The organism is Bacillus sp. JZ39 (assembly GCF_053903145.1).
Genome location: NZ_CP096389.1, coordinates 1,819,228 through 1,839,415 on the forward strand (window position 1 = coordinate 1,819,228; position 20,188 = coordinate 1,839,415).

Genomic DNA, 20,188 nt, shown 5'->3' on the forward strand with positions numbered 1-20,188 from the left:
CGCCAATGCTGAACACAGAAGACATTCTCTGTAAAATGCTTTTCGCACAATTACAGTCCATAGGGTTTTTCACAGAAAGTAAATCCCAGCCGGTATTGGAGAATTTCTATGGCAGATGGTTTGAAGAAAGCCAATCGATTTTAGAACGGCATCAATTTCTCAAGCGAACGGAGAACGGATATGTTCCAACACGCTCAATAGGCACCATGAGCGAGCTGTGGAAAGAATGGAATGAACAAAAATTTGACCTGCTTCAAGACAATAATATGAAAGCCATGGTGACATTGGTGGAGACAGCACTTAAAGCCTTGCCGGAGATTCTGACCGGCAAGGCGTCAGCCACCGATATCCTGTTTCCGAATTCATCTATGGATTTAGTAGAAGGGGTCTATAAAAACAATCAAATCGCAGACTATTTTAATGATGTTCTTGCAGATACGTTAACAGCCTATCTGCAAGAACGTCTGAAGCAAGAGCCTGAGGCGAAGATTCGAATATTAGAAATCGGAGCCGGGACCGGCGGGACAAGCGCGGCTGTTTTTCAAAAATTGAAAGCATGGCAGACACATATAAAAGAATATTGTTATACAGATCTGTCTAAAGCTTTTTTAATGCATGCAGAAAATAAGTATGGTCCTGACAATCCATATTTGACATATAAACGATTTAATGTCGAGGAGCCGGCGTCTGAACAGCATATTGATGCGGGAGGCTACGACGCGGTCATCGCGGCAAATGTGCTTCATGCCACAAAAAATATCCGGCAGACATTGCGAAATGCAAAAGCAGTTTTGAAAAAAAACGGGCTGCTCCTTTTAAATGAAATAAGTGATCATAATATATATTCGCATTTGACGTTCGGCCTTTTAGAGGGCTGGTGGCTGTATGAGGATCCTGATCTCCGCATTCCGGGCTGCCCGGGCCTGTATCCGGATACTTGGAAAACGGTGCTTGAGAGTGAAGGATTTCGCTATGTTTCCTTTATGGCTGAACAATCGCATCAGCTCGGCCAGCAGATCATTGCCGCTGAAAGTAACGGAGTCGTCCGTCAAAAGAAGAGAACGGGGGCAGAAGAAGATCCAAGCCATCTACAAATGAATGCTGAAATCGATCATTCACAGGAAAGCGATTCTCTCATCGAACAAACGGCACAATTTGTGAAGCATACGCTGGCAAAATCAATCAAACTATCACCAGAACGTATTCACGAAGATACGACATTTGAGAAGTATGGAATTGATTCGATTTTGCAGGTGAATTTCATTCGTGAATTAGAAAAAGTGACGGGAGAGCTTCCAAAAACCATTTTATTTGAACATAACAACACAAAAGAACTCGTCGAATATTTAGTAAAGGGGCATGAAAATAAGCTCCGGACAGCATTGTTAAAGGAAAAAACGAAGCCTGCAAAAAATGAAGCTCCACTTCAAACAGAGCGTACAGATCCTAATAAGCCATTTACTTTTCATACACGCCGCTTTGTTACAGAGCAGGAAGTCACGGAAACTCAGCTAGCAAATACTGAACCACCAAAAATAGAAAAGACAAGTAATTTGCAAGGAACACATTTTAATGATTCTAGTACAGAAGATATCGCAATAATCGGGGTAAGCGGGCGCTATCCGATGTCTAACAGTTTAGAAGAGCTTTGGGGGCATTTAATCGCCGGAGACAATTGTATTACAGAGGCACCGGAATCCAGATGGCGCACATCTTTATTGAAAACATTATCAAAAGATCCAAAAAAGCCGGCAAATAAGAAACGCTATGGCGGATTTTTACAAGATATAGAGGCATTTGACCATCAGCTTTTTGAGGTGGAGCAAAACCGGGTGATGGAAATGACACCGGAACTCCGTTTATGTTTAGAAACCGTCTGGGAAACGTTTGAGGACGGCGGCTATACGCTAACCCGGCTGGATAAATTGCGGGATGATGACGGAGTAGGTGTTTTTATAGGGAATATGTATAACCAGTATTTTTGGAATATCCCATCTTTAGAGCAGGCAGTCCTCAGCTCAAATGGGGGAGACTGGCACATTGCAAATCGCGTTTCCCACTTTTTTAACCTGACCGGACCGAGTATCGCTGTCAGCTCAGCATGCTCTAGTTCATTAAACGCCATACATCTTGCGTGTGAAAGCCTGAAATTGAAAAACTGCTCAATGGCGATTGCTGGGGGTGTCAATTTAACACTCGATCTCTCTAAATATGATTCTTTGGAGCGTGCCAATCTGCTGGGAAGCGGCAATCAAAGCAAAAGTTTTGGCACAGGAAACGGGCTTATTCCCGGGGAAGGCATCGGAGCTGTCCTGTTAAAACCGCTTTCGAAGGCAATGGAAGATCAGGATCATATTTACGCTGTGATCAAAAGCAGTTTTGCCAACCATAGCGGCGGAAGACAGATGTATACAGCTCCGGATCCGAAACAGCAAGCAAAGTTAATTGTCAAGTCGATTCAGCAGTCGGGCATTGATCCAGAGACTATCGGCTATATTGAATCGGCGGCAAATGGTTCGGCGCTGGGCGATCCTATTGAAGTAATTGCCTTAACAAACGCGTTTCAACAATATACAAACAAGAAACAGTTTTGTGCGATAGGCTCTGTCAAATCCAATCTGGGGCATTTAGAGGCGGCTTCCGGTATTTCTCAGCTGACAAAAGTGCTGCTGCAGATGAAGAAAGGGACGCTGGTGCCGACAATTAATGCGATGCCTGTCAATCCAAATATTAAGCTGGAACACACGGCTTTCTATCTTCAGGAAGAAACAGAGCCATGGCATCGCTTGAATGATCCTGAAACTGGAAAACAATTGCCACGCAGAAGCATGATCAATTCCTTCGGAGCGGGGGGAGCCTATGCCAATCTTATTATAGAAGAATATATGGAGACGGCCCCTGAGAAAGAACATATCGCTCCCCGCCAGCAGGAATTCACTGCCGTTTTTTCAGCCAAAACAAAATGGAGCCTGCTTAGCTATCTAGAAAATATGCAATTGTTTTTAGAGAAGGAAGCTTCTCTGGATATTGAACCCGTTGTACAGGCTTTACACAGGAGAAACCATAATTTAGAGCATAGGGCTGCATTTACAGTGACATCGACTCAAGAGCTGTTCGAAAAACTAAAGGTGTTCCGAACATCAAGAGAAAGCTCACTCCAGCAAGGCATCTATACATCATTCGATTTACAGCCATGTGCGGAATCAGCATCTAGGGATAGAGAAATAAACGCAGCAGAGCAATGGGCACAAGGGGCATCGATTGCTTTTAAAGAAGCTGATATAGGGAACCGAACAGGCTGGGTTCATCTGCCTCACTATGCATTTGACCATAATACATCATTTCATTTCGATGTATCGTCTATCAATGAGAAATCGTCAGATGTTGAAGACAATATCAATCAGCCGGTCATTCAAGATCAATTCACTTATGATGAGCCTTACGTTCAAGGACACGTCTTCAACAATGAACGGGTGCTTGTCGGTGCCACATATGGCAGTCTGGCCATTGAAGCATTTTTTAACCTGTTCCCTGAGGAAAACAGCGGCCGTATCAGCAAATTAAGTTATACCAGTCCAATTGTCATCAAACAAGGCGAGACCATTGAACTTCAGGCAAAGCCGCTGCAAAAAGATCAAGTCATAGAACTGCAAATCATGTATCGCGAGCCGTCCTCTGGTTTGTGGAAGCCTGCCGCAATCGGACAATGCGGAATCGGTTCTTTTGAGCCAAAAAAAGTCAATATCGAGAACGTTAAGCATTCATTAACTAAGCTTCATCACATCGATCAGATGTATAAAACCGGAAACGGTCCTGAATGGGGAGAGTTATTTAAGACAATTACTCATCTCTACAGAGATCACAAGTCTATACTGGCAAAAATTCGCCTGCCCCAAAGCGGGCTGGCAAACGGGCACCATTACATTGTAAGCCCATTGATGACAAACAGCGCGTACTTGGCTATCCTCAGTTTCTTAGAGCAGTTTGACATGACAGGCGGCTTCCTGCCGTTTGGAATCAATGATATCCAGTTTACAAAGCAAACGATAAAAGGGGATTGCTGGCTTTTGATTACATTGGTTAAGAATACAGGTGACATGCTGCTGTTTGATGTAGATGTGGTCAATGAGTCGTCAGAAACAGTGCTGCACTACTCGGGCTACTCGCTTAAACAGCTTCGTATTTCGAATCAAAGAGGAAATCAAAATAAGGCCATCAAAGCCAGCAATCTGAAAGCTCGTATCAGAAGCTATGTAACAGATAAACTGGCAGTAAACATGGCCGATCCGTCAAAATTGTCAATTGCAAAAGCGCATATCATGGATTTTGGAATCGATTCTTCTCAATTGGTTGCACTGACAAGGGAGATGGAAGCAGAGACAAAGATCGAATTAAATCCGACTCTGTTTTTTGAATATCCGACTATTCAAAAGCTAATCGACTTTTTTGCGGACAAACATGAAGCATCATTTGCTCAGCTGTTTGGTGAAGCTCATCAGCAGGAAGAACGCCCAGCTCAAATTGAAAACCAAATGAAACAGATTCCGGCATACGAGACGAACACGGATAAAACAATCGAACACGCGGCAGACGGCATAGCCATTATCGGCATGTCGGGACAGTTTCCGAAAGCAAACAGCGTAACGGAATTTTGGGATAACCTTATCCAGGGAAAGAACTGTGTCTCTGAAGTGCCGAAAGAACGCTGGGACTGGCGCAAATATGCCGCAGCCGATAAGGAAGGGCAATCAAGCCTTCAATGGGGCGGTTTTATAGAAGGAATAGGTGAGTTTGATCCCCTGTTTTTTGGCATATCGCCTAAAGAAGCGGCGAATATGGACCCACAGGAGTTTCTGCTCTTGATACATGCATGGAAGGCGATGGAAGATGCAGGCTTAACAGGGCAGGTTGTATCCAGCCGCTCGACAGGGGTATTTGTCGCAGCCGGCAATACGGATACAGCTGTGGTTCCTTCCCTAATTCCAAACCGTATATCCTATGCACTTGATGTAAAAGGGCCAAGTGAATATTATGAAGCTGCCTGTTCCTCAGCTCTAGTGGCTTTGCACAGAGCTATACAATCCATTCGAAATGGCGAATGTGAGCAAGCCATTGTCGGGGCTGTGAATTTGCTGCTTTCACCAAAAGGCTTTATTGGCTTTGACTCAATGGGCTATTTGAGTGAGAAAGGACAGGCCAAATCCTTTCAAGCAGATGCAAATGGCTTTGTCAGAAGTGAAGGAGCAGGAGTTCTCATCATTAAACCATTGCAAAAAGCCATTGAAGATTCTGACCATATTTATTCGGTTATTAAAGGTTCAGGTGTATCGCATGGCGGCAGGGGAATGTCACTTCACGCGCCAAATCCGGCCGGCATGAAGGATGCAATGCTGAAGGCTTATCAAGGAGCGCAAATTGATCCCAAAACGGTGACCTATATAGAAGCACATGGGATCGCCTCTCCATTGGCAGACGCGATAGAAATAGAGGCGTTAAAGTCTGGCTGCAGTCAGCTCGAATTGGAACTTCCACAGGAAGTACGGGAGGAAGCGCCATGTTATATCAGCAGCTTAAAGCCGAGCATCGGACACGGTGAACTCGTCTCCGGCATGGCTGCTCTTATGAAGGTCAGCATGGCGATGAAGCATCAAACAATACCAGGCATATCCGGATTTTCGTCTTTGAATGACCAGGTGTCATTAAAGGGCACCCGTTTCCGAGTGACTGCCAAGAATCAGCAATGGGGGGATTTAAGTGACGCTGCAGGCAAAAAAGTTCCGCGCAGAGCGAGTATCAACAGCTATAGCTTTGGAGGCGTAAATGCGCACGTCATTTTAGAAGAATATATTCCTTTACCAAAACCACCTGTTAGTATGAGTGAGAATGGTGCCCACATTGTGGTTCTTTCTGCAAAGAATCAAGACAGGCTAAAAGCAATTGTTCAACAGCAGCTTGACTATGTGAATAAACAACAAGCACTGTCATTACAAGATTATACTTATACACTCCAAACCGGCCGAGAGGAAATGGAAGATCGCCTGGCGCTCGTCGTCCGCAGTAAAGAAGAACTGGTAATCGGCTTGCAAGCCTGCTTAGCAGAAAAAGGCGATAAGCCGAAGAGTTCTGTACCTGTCTTTAGCGGAAATGCAGAAAATGGCTCGTCAGATATCGAAGCCTTGCTGGATGGTCCATTAAGAGAAATGGTGATCGAGACTTTGTTGTCTGAAAACAACCTTGAAAAGATCGCGTTTTGCTGGACAAAAGGGGTGCAAATCCCATGGGAAAAGCTTTATCAAGGAAAAGGTGCCCGCAGAATACCGTTGCCAACCTATCCATTTGAAAAGAGAAGCTGCTGGAACGGCTTTCAAGCAGTAGAGAATACGCCTTCTGTTTCACAGGATGAGCGTATCAACAACAGCAGCGATCATCACATATTAGCAAATGTACTAGGGATGGCTCCGGATGAACTGCAGCCTCATAAGCCATTGCAGGAGTATGGATTTGATTCAATTTCTTGCATACAGTTATTACAGCAATTGCAATCAAAGGTGGACCCTCTCATTGCCTTGACGGAGCTTCAAGCATGCCATACTGTTCAGGACATGATGGACTTGATCGCAAAGAAACAGGAGGATACATCCTTACAAAATGATCAAGCTCGCACGTTTCCGGAATTGATACCGTTAAATGACGGCAAGCGGGGGCGCCCTGTCTTTTGGTTCCATGGCGGAGTAGGAGGAGTTGAAATCTATCAGCAATTTGCACAAAAGAGCCAGCGCCCTTTTTACGGCATTCAAGCCAGAGGATTCATGACTGATTCTGCTCCTTTGCACGGAATTGAACAAATGGCTTCCTATTATATAGAGATCATTCGATCCATACAGCCTGAAGGTCCTTATGATGTAGGCGGATATTCCTTAGGCGGGATGATTGCATATGAAGTCACTCGCCAGCTGCAAAGCCAAGGCCTTGCTGTCAAAAGCATGATGATGATTGACTCCCCATATCGTTCTGAGACAAAAGAGAATGAGGCATCTATGAAAACGTCAATGCTGCAAACAATTAATACGATGCTGGCATCGATTGCGAAACGGGAAAAGCTTACGGATGTTCTCATCAGCCGTGAAGAGGTGGACATAAGCTTAGAGGATGAAGAATTCCTGTCTGAGTTGATTGACTTGGCAAAAGAACGAGGGCTAAACAAACCAAATAAGCAAATACGTGCGCAGGCTCAGCAAATGATGAAAACACAGCGCGCCTATGATTTGGAGTCGTACACTGTTAAGCCTCTCCCTGATCCTGAGACGGTAAAATGTTATTATTTCCGCAACAAAAGCAGGTCCTTCTTTGGTGATTTAGACACTTATTTCACTTTATCAAATGAAAAAGAACCGTTTGATCAAGCTGCCTATTGGGAGGAATGGGAGCGGCAAATTCCCCATTTCCACCTGGTGGATGTCGATTCTAGCAACCACTTCATGATATTAACCGAACCGAAAGCGTCAACAGCCATGTTAGAATTTTGTGAAAAGCTTTATTCAAACAGGGGAGTAGTGAATGCGAATTTCCTTAAGGCTTTCCGAAAGAAACATGAAGCGAGGGAAGAAAAAGAAACAGATGAATTGGTGAAGCGCTGAGAAAACACAAACGCCCCCTCTTTTAAAAGGGGGCGTTTTGAATGTTATTTTGAAAGTGAAACAGGGAGACTTTCTAATCCTCTTAAAAAGACATTTTTTCTCCATTGAATGTCATCAGGTGCAACCGCAAGTTCAATATCAGGAAATCTCTTCAGAAGGGCGTTAAATGCAATGTGGCCTTCCAGCCTGGCAAGAGGCGCTCCTAAGCAGAAATGAATGCCAAAACCGAAAGAAATATGTCTGTTAGGCGACCGATTTATATTTAATATTTCGGGGTTCTCAAAAAAATTCGGGTCGCGATTGGCCGATCCAATGCCTATAAAAATCATGTCTCCTCTTTTGATCGAATGCCCCTTATATGTAAAGTCTTCAATGGCCCACCGATTTGCCATCATAACGACAGGTGAGGTGTATCGCAGCAATTCTTCAACCGCTGTAGCGATCATTTCAGGCTGCTGCTTGAGCTTCTCACATTCCTTCATGTGCTGCAGCAATGCGAGGGTGCCTGAGCCGAGTAAGTTAACAGTTGTTTCAAGGCCGGCTACAACGAGCAAGAACAGCATCGAATAGAGCTCTTTTTCGCTTAACTTGCAGCCGTTTTCCTCAGCATGCACAAGTTTGCTGATTAAATCGTCTTTTGGCTTTATCCTTCTGTCATGGATCAGCTTGGCGATATAATCTTTAAATTCACGAAGAGCCTGATTTGTCAGCTCTCTATTACCTTCAGAGGTATCAACCATCGCATTGGTCCAGATTTGAAACTGTGACCGATCTTCTTTTGGGATTCCCATCAATTCAGATATAACAATAAAAGGCAAAGGGGAAGCGAAGGATTTCATAATATCCGCTTTATTTTCTTTTTCCATTTCATCTAAAAGCTGTTCAGCAATTTGTTCAATGCTGCCGCGCAGATTTTCAATGGTTCGGGGAGTAAATGCTTGATGAACAAGTGATCTCAGGCGGGTATGGTCAGGTGTGTCTTTTGCCAGCATATGATCGGATACAAAATCGATATCTTCACTAACGTTGAGCATTTTGATTTGTTCTTGGTTCATCACATTTTTTACGTCTCTTGTAATTCGATTGTCTTTTAAAAAGGCCATACAATCATCGTATCGGGTAATTAACCAGGCCGGATATGTGGCTCCGAACCGTTTTAATTCAAATCGGTGAATGGGCTCTTCCTCTCTAAATCGCCCTAAAACTGAAAAAGGATTGTGATGAAACTCTTTACCATGCGGATGAAACATCAATTTTTCCATTTGCATTCTCCTCGCCTAATAGGGTAAATAGATGAATCAAATTGCTGAATTAGTTTACAAAAAACAGAATGATTTGAAATGTAATCCTGTCTCTAAAACTATATATCTATTTTAGGAGTCATTCAATAGGGTGAAGAACGAAAAAAGTGAAAAACGGCTCGATATAAAGCAGCGCCTTTGAACGAAAGCTCAAAGGCGCTACGCTGTATTATTTTGATGAAAGTGACTGTCAGCTGTGCTGGATATCAATTGTATATACTGCACGATCTGTTACGACCTTCAATCCTTCGTTTTCTTGGTGAATATGAATGTCACCTAATAAAGGAATCTCATAGGCATTTTGCGGAAGCGGTACATTTCCGTCCTCAGTGAATGTTGTTCCTTCGCCTTCTAAAACAAGCTCTTCTTTCGCAACATAATCATCAGGATGATTCGTACTGCGTATAGCCACTTTTTGAAGGTGGAGAACAATCTGATCCAAGTCTGATATCTCTTCATCATGGGTCAATTCACCTTTTCTAATATCAAGCGTCTGGCCGACTTTTGATTCCAGCCATTGAGAAAGCTGTGTATTCGTGTGTGCCATCAATATTCCTCCTTTTGATTTACACGATACTATTCCCAATTGCTGCATCTTTTACACGGAAAAGAGCCGCCTCACTCTTTATGTATGAAACAATTCGCTGTTGAGAGCCTTGATATAGCGTACGGCAGAAAGCTGGACCGCTTCACTGGCATTTTCTTTGACAACTTTAGAAAAAGCATTGTAAAGCCGGTTGAATTGAAGCGGTTTTACTTTGGCTGCTAATTCTTCAACTTTGGAGGCGGGAAGGGGAATGAGATTTGGGTAGCTGTACATAAAGCTGACCCAGTTTCGGTCCGCCGCAACCGTAATGATATCTCCGGTCAATAGACACCCTTTCCCTTCATTGCCCTTGCTCCAATGCAAAACAGCACCGCCTTTAAAATGTCCGCCCAGTCGGTAAAGGTCCAGTCCCGGCTTTACGTTGAGCGTTTCCCCTGACCAGAAGTGAATGTGATTGCTTGGCCTTGTCACCCATTCTTTATCATCCTCATGGATATAGATCGGCGCCTGAAACGCTTCAGCCCACTCAACCTGAGTAGAGTAATAATGCGGATGAGACAAGGCGATGGCTTGAATACCGCCTAATTCGTTGATTTGGTCAATTGTCTTTTGGTCAAGATATGTCATGCAATCCCACAGCACATTGAAGCCATTATGCTGGATAAGATGGGCTGTTTGTCCAATCGCAAACTCTGGTTCAGTTTTGATGCTGTAAAGATGCTCTTCTTCCTTTTGGAGGATGTTTTGAAGGTTTCCTTTCTCACGCATGTCTTCAAGGGTTGTCCAAGTTTGTCCATCGGGATGAATATACTGTCTTTCATCCTCGCAAATCAGACACGAGTTGGGCGGATCTACAGTCTGTGCATGTTGCACACCGCATGTGTTGCAGATATAATATGGCACTTTCTTCACTTCCTTCATCTATTTTCCATTATTTTACCTTATGATTATGAATATTCAAACAAAAAACCGGCAGTTCTGCTGAAAGAGAATTGCCGGCTTTTGATGATGTTTATTGGCCGGGAACGGAATTTTCTGCGTTGACAGCGCCCGCTCCGTAGATATTCGGATCTTCATCTTTCCATTTGTCCGTGCCGTTTTTCAAAAGCTCTTTTACTTCATCGGGGGTAAGATCCGGGTTTTGCTGAAGAATTAAAGCTGCGATTCCTGCGCAAATCGGTGTTGCCATCGAGGTTCCTGACATTGTAAAGTACTGAGACCCTACACGGCTTGACTTTTGGAGCTTATCAATATAAGAATTCGGAGAGCGAAGGGAAATAATATTAACACCCGGCGCTAAAATATCGGGCTTTTCTTTCCCGTATACTGTCGGGCCGCGGCTTGAGAAGGAAGCGACAGTATCATCATCGCTGCTTGCAGTATTGTTATCGTCAAGCGCACCTACTGTAATCACCTTTTCGCTCACGCCCGGGCTTGCAATGGTCTGCGAATCAGGGCCTGAGTTTCCGGCAGCGACACAGACGACAATCCCTGCGCTCCACGCTTCCTCAACCGCTCTGACTAACGGATCTTCCTGTTCATGATCATATCTAAGGGCATCGCCCCCGAGCGACATGCTAATAATATCAATCGGTTCATCGGGGTTGTCCTCATTATATTGAATACACCACTCAACACCCTCTATAATATCTGCTAACGTTCCTGAACCCTGCTTGTTTAATACCTTTACGCCGATGAGATTGGCTTCCGGTGCAGGTCCGCGGTATTGACCGGAAGAGGATGCACCGCTGCTTGCGACATCACCTGCACAGTGTGTGCCATGACCATTATCATCGTACGGCTCTGTTTTTTGATTGACCATGTCCGCGAATCCGATAATTCTGCCTTCTAGATCAGGATGCGGGTAGATTCCTGTATCGACAACAGCGACAGTAACACCTTTTCCTGTCAGGGTTTGCCCGTTTCTGACGACTTCCTTCGCATGGCTTGCTTCGGTTGCCGTGTCTAAAAGCGCTTTGACTTCGCGGTTTAAATACACTTTACGGATATTGCTGCATTCAGAGAGAAGGGAATGTAATGCTGAAGGAGTAACCTCCGCGCTGCAGCAATTGATTTTGTTGAAGCGGCTTTTTAGCTTGCTGCGTTTTTCTTTTTGCAGCACCTCTCCAGCCATTTGAAAGCCGGTCTCGTGACAGCCTTCCTCAAATTCGATAATGACTGACATTTTTTTTCTGTTTTGCAATTTGGTTTCGAAAAATTTATGCAAGAAGCAAGGAGTCCATTTGAAGGGCTTGTAAAGCTGCAATACGGTTTCCCGTAACGGCCAATCTAGCTTGTGAGCATTTGCTCTCACCATTTGTACCATAGAGTACCCAAACATGTATTTTCCTCCTATTATAAGGTTCTCTGTATACTCTATGAACAGATGATAGGTTTGGTAAGTTTGTTTGTCCTCTATAAGAGACAGACAAGAGTTTGTTTTTCTGAATCTTTCGCATTAGATACGATAGATTCAGAAGTTGAGGAAATCATTGGGGATTGAAAAAGAACGTTTGTTCGTATTATAATGTGATCATATCAAACTGGGAAGGGGAGAGCAACCGTATGAATTTCTACTTGCACCGATCTTTGGAAAGCCAAATGCCAATCAGCATTATATATATGAAGAAAGACGGAACGATTAGTAAAAGAACGATTATTGTGAGACAGAAAAGCAAAACGAAAATCAAAGCATTTTGTTTTTCGAAACAACAGATCAGAACATTTTTATTGGACTCTATCCTCTCCTGTGATTTTGTGAGAACAAATAAGCAAAATCTCTATTCTGCAGGCCGGTAACAGCTGTCCGTCTCAGCAACCGGGCAGCCTGTTACTAAAACCCTCCTTAAACCTATATACATTTATTTGCCAAGTGAGGTTGTTCCTACCTTTTTTGTCTTTCCTCTCAACCTTTTTTCACTCTTATTTGAAATGAACCGCTAATAACCGTGACAATCAATTGATTTTTTGAAACCGGGAACTTTTTCACTGATGATATTGTGTATACAATGGTAAGATAAAACCTATTGGCTAAACCTCATATAATGAACCGCGCCATTCTTATGAAAGGAGTTAAACATGAGAAGATTTTTACTAAATGTCATATTAGTCTTAGCCATTGTCTTGTTCTTGAGATATGTTCATTACTCATTGGAACCAGAACCATCAAATCAGCCAGATACATATTCAAATTTCAGCAGCTTGGCAGAGAATGAGAGCCCAGCCGATTACGATATTTCATATAATGAGAAAAAAGGAAGCAAAGTCTTAATTATGTCTCCGCATGGCGGAAGAATTGAAGGCGGAGTAAGTGAGCTTGTTCGTTATTTCAATAATGAATACTCTACATACCTGTTTGAAGGGTTGAAGTCCCACGATAACCAAACGCTGCACATTACAAGCACCAACTTTGATGAGCCATTGGCAAAAAAGAAAATCAAGGAGCATCAATATGTGGTGGCTTTTCACGGATATAAAGGAGAGAACAAGAATACGCTTGTAGGGGGAACAGACCGAAAACGGGCGAAAATGATTGTGAGAGCCCTTGAGCGGAGAGGGTTTTCCGCTGAGTTAGCGTCGTCTAAAAGCGGTCTTGCTGGATTGAATGCCGAAAACATTAATAACCAAGGGGAAACGGGGCTAAGTATCCAGCTGGAAATCAGCCGTGAGCAGAGAGAAGCATTTTTTGATGATTTTTATTATAAAAATAGAAAATACACAAAGAACAGTGAATTTTATGCTTATGTCAGTGCGATCAAAGGTGTCCTGGAAAAAGAGTATTCGTAACAAGCAGATCAGAAGACAAAATAAGAGAAGATCAGTAGACTGAAATAGGATAAAAAAGGAGGCAAAACAATGGCAGATCATCATTTTTATTTAAAAGCGAATTGGCCGGGTAACCGCAATGATGTCGGTACGATCGAAAGCGGAAACCTGATCACATCGATTTCCATTCCTAAAGAAATGGATGGCCCGGGAGAAGGGACCAACCCAGATGAAATGCTTCTCGGGGCGGCAGCGACCTGTTACATTATTACACTTGCAGCGATGATGGAGAGAAGCGGGCTGGAAAAAGAAGACTTACAGATGGAGTCAGAAGGCATTGTCGACGTCACAAAAGGAGTCTTTACATACAAAAAGATCATTCACCGTCCCTCTGTCGTGCTTAAACATGATGCTTCACAAGACGACGTCGCATTGGCGCACAAGCTTTGTAAAAAAGCGGAGTCGTCATGCATGATTTCGCGTGCAATTCAAGGAAATGTCGAGCTGCAGCTTGAAGCCTCTGTGAAACTGGGTGGAGAATAAAGAAAACAGACGGTCACTCACAGGCCGTCTGTTTTTTATCTTCAGCGTGGGCTTTCGATTGATTTAGCACGACCACGCCTGCAATGACAAGCGTGAGACCGAATACACCTTTTAAACTGATGGTTTCGCCAAAAAGCAAAAACCCGACAATTGCTGTAAGTGCGGTACCAACGCCCGACCATGTTGCATACGCGCTTGATAAGTCAATTGTTTTTAAAGAAAAGCTTAGAAACGTAAAAGCAGAAAGAAATCCGACTATGACTCCGGCAATGGGCCAGGCTTGTGTAAATCCTTCTGAAAGCTTCAGCATCGTGCTCCCAAACACTTCAGATACAATGGCGAGAGCCAAATAAAGCAATCCTCTCATCTTCATCACTCCTTTACTGCCAATTAAGTAACACGACCCCTGATAGTAATAAAAGAATCCCGATAAGCCCTTTGGCATTCAGATCTTCCTTGAACCATTTTACTCCGATCACTGTCGTCAGCACCGTGCCCGCCCCGCTCCAAGTCGCATAGGAGAGGCTCAGGGGAATATGGTTTAAAGTCAGGGACAGCATATAAAAGGCGAGGGAATAGCCAATAACGACCAAAGCACTTGGCTTCCACTTTTTGAAGCCATCAGATACTTTCAGCATGGCTGCTCCTATCGATTCCGAACATATGGCAATCGTGAGGAATATATATCCTATCAACATCATGAATTCTCCTCACTATATTTTTAGATTAGAAAAAACTTCAGCTAGAAAAATATTAGTGTATGCCTATGTATGAGTCAAGAGATTCATTTTCACACACTTAAAAAGACCCCTTTTTAAGGGGTCTTGTGCGTTTAATAATAAAAAGGGAACGGGGCATACGGATAATAGGGGTATCCGCCATACAAATAAGGATTAAATAAAGCGCTTCCTATAAGCCCGCCTGCAAGGCCGCCGATAAACGGTCCTCCAAAAAATCCGAATGGCCGGCCAAACCCATAACCAAATCCGGGTCTTCCAAACCCGTAACCGAACCCGAACGGTCTTCCAAACCCAAATGGTCTCCCGAATCCGAACGGCCTTCCAAATATTCTTGTATCTTCAGGGCTGAAATGCTCTAACTCGTTCATGTTTTCTTTCCTCCTGTAATAAAGTGTAGATGATGCAGTGTATTCACCCTGCCCGGATTTGATTGGGCGAATCGAGGAAAAGGAGGATGTGAACACATTGGGCCTGTATCAGTCTGACTGGTCAAAAGCACCGCCCCACGCACATGCTTATCATGTCAAAACAACGAGAGAACAGGGCCATTATCATCTCATCGAAGGGTTTACTCAGCCGGCAAACGGATCAAATACCGATCAGCATACACATTACTATACAGGGATCACTTCATTTGAAAACGGCCATTTTCATCGGTATTACGGAATCTCAGGACCGGCGATTCCCTTAGCAGATGGCACACATTATCATGAAATCGAAGAAACGACGTATCTGGCCTATAACGAGCCGATTGAGATCCAGTACGGAGGGGTTGTGTACGATCCCGGAGATGACAGAAGAAAAACGCATCGTCATACCCTGAAAGGAAAGACAAGGGAAATTGTCGGCAATGAGCCGCTCGGCTGGTAGAAGGATGTTTACCGATGCAAAAAAAGGGCAAAATGGATAGGTGGTTGTCCATGTTGAATGCTATAATGGGGGGAGATTTATAAAAGAGAGTGATACATATTGAATAATACGAAGCAGCCCGTTGTCATTTTAGTCGGACCGACGGCAGTGGGGAAAACCAATTTAAGTATTCAGCTAGCCAAATCCTTAAACGCGGAAATTATCAGCGGAGATTCGATGCAGATTTATAAAGGGATGGATATTGGAACAGCTAAAATTACCGAACAGGAGATGGAGGGAGTGCCCCATCATCTGATTGACATTTTAGATCCCCAAGACTCTTTCTCTACTGCCGATTATCAAAGCTTAGTAAGAAATAAAATCAGCGAGATTGCAAATAGAGGAAAGCTTCCGATGATTGTCGGCGGTACAGGGCTTTATATACAATCTGTGCTTTACGATTATACATTTACGGAAGAGGCAAATGATCCCGTGTTTCGAGAGAGCATGCAAATGGCTGCTGAGCGGGAAGGCGCTGACTTTCTTCATGCCAAACTTGCTGCAGCAGATCCCGAGGCAGCAGCTGCGATTCATCCGAATAATACAAGAAGAGTCATTCGCGCACTGGAAATTTTACATACGTCCGGAAAAACGATGTCCCAGCATTTGAAGGAACAAAAACGAGAACTTCTGTACAATGCAGTGTTAATTGGCCTGACAATGGATAGAGACACGCTCTACGAAAGAATTAATCAGCGGGTCGATATGATGATGCAGTCAGGCCTTCTTCCGGAAGTGAAACGCTTATACGACAAGAACGTGAGAGACTGTCAATCAATACAGGCGATAGGCTATAAAGAGCTGTATGCATATTTTGACGGTTTTGTGACACTTTCCGATGCTGTCGAACAGCTAAAGCAGAACTCGAGGCGGTATGCGAAACGCCAGTTGACGTGGTTTCGCAACAAAATGCAGGTCACATGGTTCGATATGACACCGCCTGTTGATATGGAGCTGAAAAAAAAGGAAATTTTCACACATATAGCAGGAAAACTCGAACTTTAATCGAAACTGTATGATATAGAGAATCAAGGAGGACGAAACATGAAACCGATTAATATTCAGGATCAGTTTTTGAATCAAATCCGGAAAGAAAATACGTATGTCACTGTTTTTTTGCTGAACGGCTTTCAGTTGCGGGGCCAGGTGAAAGGCTTTGATAACTTTACCGTATTGTTGGAATCGGAAGGTAAGCAGCAGCTTATATATAAACATGCGATCTCAACGTTTGCGCCGCAAAAAAACGTCCAGCTTGAACTCGAATAGATCAAAAAATGCCATGTCAAGACATGAGGAAAGGCTGCCGGGGGTTCCCGGCGGCCATTTTTAACATTCATCCACTTTTGCTCCAAGCTTTTTTTTGTAAGCTGACCATGCCAAGGCATGGTCTTTTTTTATGAGAACAACATACGGAAGTAAAAATGGTATATTATGTATAAAATGAATTTGGGAGTGATCGACCTTGTTTGAAAGTGAAGCAGAACTGAGACGAATCAGGATTGCACTTGTATGGATAGCTGTCTTTTTACTGTTCGGGGCGTGCGGGAATCAAGATACCATTATTGAAACAGACAGCGGCAATTCAGACTATGAAACGCCTCAGCCCACCTCGTTTCCACTTGAACATAACCATTTTGGCGTTATGGAGGACGGCTATATCAAAATTTATGAGTATAATGAGTCCCGCAATGAGGTAAAGCTGAAGAAAGAATACGCGGATGATGAGCTTGAATAAAATTCACAAGCATTCGAATTTACAAAGCGGATGCCAGCCGCTAAACTAAATACAGACACAGATCAAACAGAGGGTGAAAACATGAAGCATAAAGTGATCGTGAATCATTGGGAAGAAATTTGCGAAGATGATTCTTGCTATGAATACGGAACAAGTATCATTGTGAACGGAAAAGAATTAATCAGAGAAGCGTCAATTATCACTGCTTTGAAGGCGGTTTTAGAAGAGATCGGCGCGGATGTTGAAATAGAAGAAACAGTAGAGAGCGAAAAATGCTGTGATAGCTTAAGAAAAAAAAATCTAGACTACTAAGCAGTTTTTTTTCATGTTATGATATACATCGGCTAAAAACGACACCCCGAGTAGGACGAGAGATGATTCTCGTTCTGCTCTCTTTTTTGGGCCCTAATGAGTCTGCCCATTTGCCTGATTTGATCAAAATATGAATTTTTCATAAAAACGAATCTATATATTGTGTTTTTGCTAGAGGGTAGTATACTATATATAGTGTTAGTGATGAGAGATTCATATTTTTTGATAGGTCGTGATAAAACGTGGTACAAATCATATTTGATTCGAAAACAGGGAATGTTCAGCGGTTTGTGAATAAAACAGGCTTTCAGCAGATACGCAAGGTGGACGAAATGGACCACGTGGACACTCCGTTTGTTTTGGTCACCTACACGACAAACTTCGGCCAGGTACCGGCATCAACACAATCATTTCTCGAAAAATACGCCCATCTCTTATTAGGAGTCGCTGCGAGCGGCAACAAAGTATGGGGCGATAACTTTGCAAAAAGCGCCGATACCATTTCAAGACAATATCAGGTGCCGATCTTGCACAAATTTGAACTCAGCGGCACATCTAAAGACGTTGAATTGTTTACTCAGGAGGTAGAAAGAGTTGTCACAAAATCAAGTGCCAAAATGGATCCAGTTAAATAACGAAATCATGATCCAAAAAGATGGGAAATTCCAGTTTGATAAGGATAAAGAGGCTGTACATAGCTATTTTGTAGATTATATCAATCAAAACACAGTCTTCTTTCACGATTTAAAAGAGAAGCTGGATTATTTGGTTGAAAATCAATACTACGAAGAGGAATTCTTAAGCCTTTATTCTTTTGAAGACATTAAAGAAGTGTTTAAGACAGCTTACGCTAAGAAGTTTCGTTTTCCTTCCTTCATGAGTGCGTTTAAATTCTATAATGACTATGCTTTGAAAACGAATGACAAGAAAAAAATCCTCGAGCGTTATGAGGACCGGATCTCAATTGTTGCGCTGTTCTTCGCTAACGGCGACACTGAGAAAGCAAAAGAATATGTAAACCTGATGATCAATCAAGAATATCAGCCGAGCACACCGACATTTTTGAATGCCGGCAGAAAACGCCGCGGTGAACTTGTGAGCTGCTTCTTGCTCGAAGTTAATGATTCTTTAAATGACATTTCAAGAGCAATCGATATCTCCATGCAGCTTTCTAAGCTTGGCGGCGGGGTTTCTCTTAACCTGTCCAAGCTTCGCGCGAAAGGTGAAGCCATTAAAGATGTTGAGAATGCGACAAAAGGCGTTGTAGGCGTCATGAAGCTTCTTGATAACGCGTTCCGTTACGCTGACCAAATGGGACAAAGACAAGGGTCCGGCGCGGCGTATTTAAACATTTTCCACCGCGATATCAATGATTTTCTTGATACGAAAAAGATTTCTGCGGATGAAGATGTGCGTGTCAAAACGCTTTCGATCGGTGTTGTCATTCCGGATAAGTTCGTTGAGCTTGCACGCGAGGACAAAGCGGCTTATGTATTCTACCCGCACACGATTTATAAAGAGTACGGCCAGCACATGGATGAGATGGACATGAACGAAATGTACGACAAGTTTGTCGACAACCCTCGGGTGAAAAAGGAAAAAATCAACCCGCGGAAACTGCTTGAAAAATTGGCGATGCTTCGTTCTGAATCAGGTTATCCATACATCATGTTCCAAGATAACGTCAATAAAGTGCATGCGAATAACCATATTTCCAAGGTCAAATTTTCTAACCTTTGCTCTGAAGTGCTGCAGGCATCTCAAGTTTCTTCATACACAGACTATGATGAAGAAGATGAAATCGGTCTGGATATTTCCTGCAACCTGGGTTCGCTTAACATTCTCAATGTCATGGAGCATAAATCAATCGAAAAGACAGTCAAACTTGCGACAGACTCTTTAACACACGTGTCTGAAACAACTGACATCCGTAATGCGCCTGCTGTAAGACGGGCAAACAAAGCGATGAAATCAATCGGCCTCGGTGCTATGAACCTTCACGGCTACCTTGCGCAAAACGGCATTGCGTATGAAAGTCCGGAAGCGCGTGACTTTGCAAACACGTTCTTTATGATGGTGAACTTCTACTCCATCCAGCGTTCTGCGGAAATCGCAAAAGAGAAGGGTGAAACGTTTGATCAATATGAAGGCTCAACCTATGCGACAGGTGAATACTTTGACAAATACGTTTCTACTGATTTCTCACCGAAATATGAAAAAATAGCTAATCTGTTTCAAGGTATGCATATCCCGACGACAGAGGACTGGAAAAAGCTAAAAGCATTTGTGGCTGAACACGGCATGTATCACAGCTACAGATTATGCATTGCGCCGACAGGCTCTATCTCATACGTTCAATCAAGCACGGCGTCCGTTATGCCGATTATGGAACGGATTGAAGAACGAACATACGGCAACTCAAAAACGTACTACCCAATGCCTGGGCTTGCATCTAATAACTGGTTCTTCTATAAAGAAGCCTACGATATGGACATGTTCAAGGTTGTGGATATGATCGCCACTATCCAGCAGCACATTGATCAGGGAATCAGCTTTACATTGTTCTTAAAAGACACAATGACGACCCGTGATTTAAACCGAATCGATCTGTATGCACATCATAGAGGAATTAAAACCATTTACTATGCAAGAACGAAAGATACTGGGCAAGACAGCTGCCTTTCTTGTGTTGTTTGATT

General features: G+C 43.2%; 18 protein-coding genes. 11 read left to right on the forward strand and 7 right to left on the reverse strand.

Annotation, left to right across the window (positions count from 1 at the left end):
* The first annotated feature begins 5 nt into the window (after nt 1-5).
* Nucleotides 6-7,637: a beta-ketoacyl synthase N-terminal-like domain-containing protein gene (locus tag M1D65_RS09185; protein WP_161986018.1), complete on the forward strand. Its 7,632-nt coding sequence runs from the start codon at nt 6-8 to the stop codon at nt 7,635-7,637.
* A gap of 44 nt (nt 7,638-7,681) precedes the next feature.
* Here M1D65_RS09185 and M1D65_RS09190 read toward each other — a convergent pair whose 3' ends face one another.
* The 4 genes from M1D65_RS09190 to aprX all read right to left on the reverse strand — a co-directional run bounded on the left by M1D65_RS09190 (nt 7,682) and on the right by aprX (nt 11,826).
* The gene (locus tag M1D65_RS09190; RefSeq protein ID WP_021479252.1) at nt 7,682-8,899 is read right to left on the reverse strand and encodes a cytochrome P450 family protein; all 1,218 of its coding nucleotides are present in this window, start codon (nt 8,897-8,899) and stop codon (nt 7,682-7,684) included.
* A gap of 229 nt (nt 8,900-9,128) precedes the next feature.
* Nucleotides 9,129-9,485: a hypothetical protein gene (locus M1D65_RS09195; RefSeq protein WP_003231786.1), complete on the reverse strand. Its 357-nt coding sequence runs from the start codon at nt 9,483-9,485 to the stop codon at nt 9,129-9,131.
* Between the two features lie 78 nt (nt 9,486-9,563).
* Complete coding sequence (locus M1D65_RS09200; RefSeq protein WP_446014969.1) at nt 9,564-10,388, reverse strand: MBL fold metallo-hydrolase; 825 nt, start codon at nt 10,386-10,388, stop codon at nt 9,564-9,566.
* Between the two features lie 109 nt (nt 10,389-10,497).
* On the reverse strand, nt 10,498-11,826 hold the full coding sequence (aprX, locus tag M1D65_RS09205) for a serine protease AprX (protein ID WP_064671408.1): 1,329 nt from the start codon (nt 11,824-11,826) through the stop codon (nt 10,498-10,500).
* 224 nt (nt 11,827-12,050) lie between these two features.
* Between aprX and M1D65_RS09210 the strand changes: the two genes are divergently transcribed.
* From M1D65_RS09210 to M1D65_RS09220, 3 genes are all read left to right on the forward strand, one after another.
* Nucleotides 12,051-12,284, forward strand: a complete 234-nt coding sequence (locus tag M1D65_RS09210) for a hypothetical protein (RefSeq protein WP_014476869.1) — start codon at nt 12,051-12,053, stop codon at nt 12,282-12,284.
* Nucleotides 12,285-12,563: 279 nt separating this feature from the next.
* Nucleotides 12,564-13,271 carry a poly-gamma-glutamate hydrolase family protein gene (locus M1D65_RS09215; RefSeq protein WP_003245758.1) on the forward strand — a complete coding sequence of 236 codons (708 nt, stop codon included), beginning with the start codon at nt 12,564-12,566 and terminating at the stop codon, nt 13,269-13,271.
* Nucleotides 13,272-13,340: 69 nt separating this feature from the next.
* Nucleotides 13,341-13,793, forward strand: a complete 453-nt coding sequence (locus M1D65_RS09220; RefSeq protein WP_003231775.1) for an OsmC family protein — start codon at nt 13,341-13,343, stop codon at nt 13,791-13,793.
* Nucleotides 13,794-13,806: 13 nt separating this feature from the next.
* Here M1D65_RS09220 and ebrB read toward each other — a convergent pair whose 3' ends face one another.
* The 3 genes from ebrB to M1D65_RS09235 form a co-directional block, all read right to left on the reverse strand.
* Entirely contained in the window at nt 13,807-14,160 is a 354-nt protein-coding gene (gene ebrB / locus M1D65_RS09225) for a multidrug efflux SMR transporter subunit EbrB (protein WP_003245163.1), read from the reverse strand.
* Nucleotides 14,161-14,173: 13 nt separating this feature from the next.
* Entirely contained in the window at nt 14,174-14,491 is a 318-nt protein-coding gene (ebrA, locus tag M1D65_RS09230; RefSeq protein ID WP_015483253.1) for a multidrug efflux SMR transporter subunit EbrA, read from the reverse strand.
* Nucleotides 14,492-14,625: 134 nt separating this feature from the next.
* The gene (locus M1D65_RS09235) at nt 14,626-14,901 is read right to left on the reverse strand and encodes a hypothetical protein (RefSeq protein WP_003245252.1); all 276 of its coding nucleotides are present in this window, start codon (nt 14,899-14,901) and stop codon (nt 14,626-14,628) included.
* An 88-nt stretch (nt 14,902-14,989) separates the two neighbouring features.
* On the opposite strand from M1D65_RS09235, the gene M1D65_RS09240 reads away from it, so the two are divergent.
* The 7 genes from M1D65_RS09240 (at nt 14,990) to nrdE (ending at nt 20,186) form a co-directional block, all read left to right on the forward strand.
* Nucleotides 14,990-15,403: a YmaF family protein gene (locus M1D65_RS09240; protein ID WP_003231769.1), complete on the forward strand. Its 414-nt coding sequence runs from the start codon at nt 14,990-14,992 to the stop codon at nt 15,401-15,403.
* A gap of 99 nt (nt 15,404-15,502) precedes the next feature.
* Complete coding sequence (miaA, locus tag M1D65_RS09245; RefSeq protein WP_021479248.1) at nt 15,503-16,447, forward strand: tRNA (adenosine(37)-N6)-dimethylallyltransferase MiaA; 945 nt, start codon at nt 15,503-15,505, stop codon at nt 16,445-16,447.
* Nucleotides 16,448-16,486: 39 nt separating this feature from the next.
* Nucleotides 16,487-16,708: an RNA chaperone Hfq gene (gene hfq, locus M1D65_RS09250; protein ID WP_003221097.1), complete on the forward strand. Its 222-nt coding sequence runs from the start codon at nt 16,487-16,489 to the stop codon at nt 16,706-16,708.
* Nucleotides 16,709-16,904: 196 nt separating this feature from the next.
* Complete coding sequence (locus tag M1D65_RS09255) at nt 16,905-17,177, forward strand: YmzC family protein (RefSeq protein ID WP_014479841.1); 273 nt, start codon at nt 16,905-16,907, stop codon at nt 17,175-17,177.
* An 81-nt stretch (nt 17,178-17,258) separates the two neighbouring features.
* The gene (locus M1D65_RS09260; protein ID WP_003245262.1) at nt 17,259-17,489 is read left to right on the forward strand and encodes a hypothetical protein; all 231 of its coding nucleotides are present in this window, start codon (nt 17,259-17,261) and stop codon (nt 17,487-17,489) included.
* Between the two features lie 242 nt (nt 17,490-17,731).
* Nucleotides 17,732-18,124 carry a class Ib ribonucleoside-diphosphate reductase assembly flavoprotein NrdI gene (gene nrdI / locus M1D65_RS09265; RefSeq protein WP_003231758.1) on the forward strand — a complete coding sequence of 131 codons (393 nt, stop codon included), beginning with the start codon at nt 17,732-17,734 and terminating at the stop codon, nt 18,122-18,124.
* Complete coding sequence (gene nrdE / locus M1D65_RS09270; protein ID WP_031314955.1) at nt 18,084-20,186, forward strand: class 1b ribonucleoside-diphosphate reductase subunit alpha; 2,103 nt, start codon at nt 18,084-18,086, stop codon at nt 20,184-20,186. Before nrdI ends, nrdE begins: the two co-directional genes overlap by 41 nt.
* Nucleotides 20,187-20,188 lie beyond the last annotated feature (2 nt).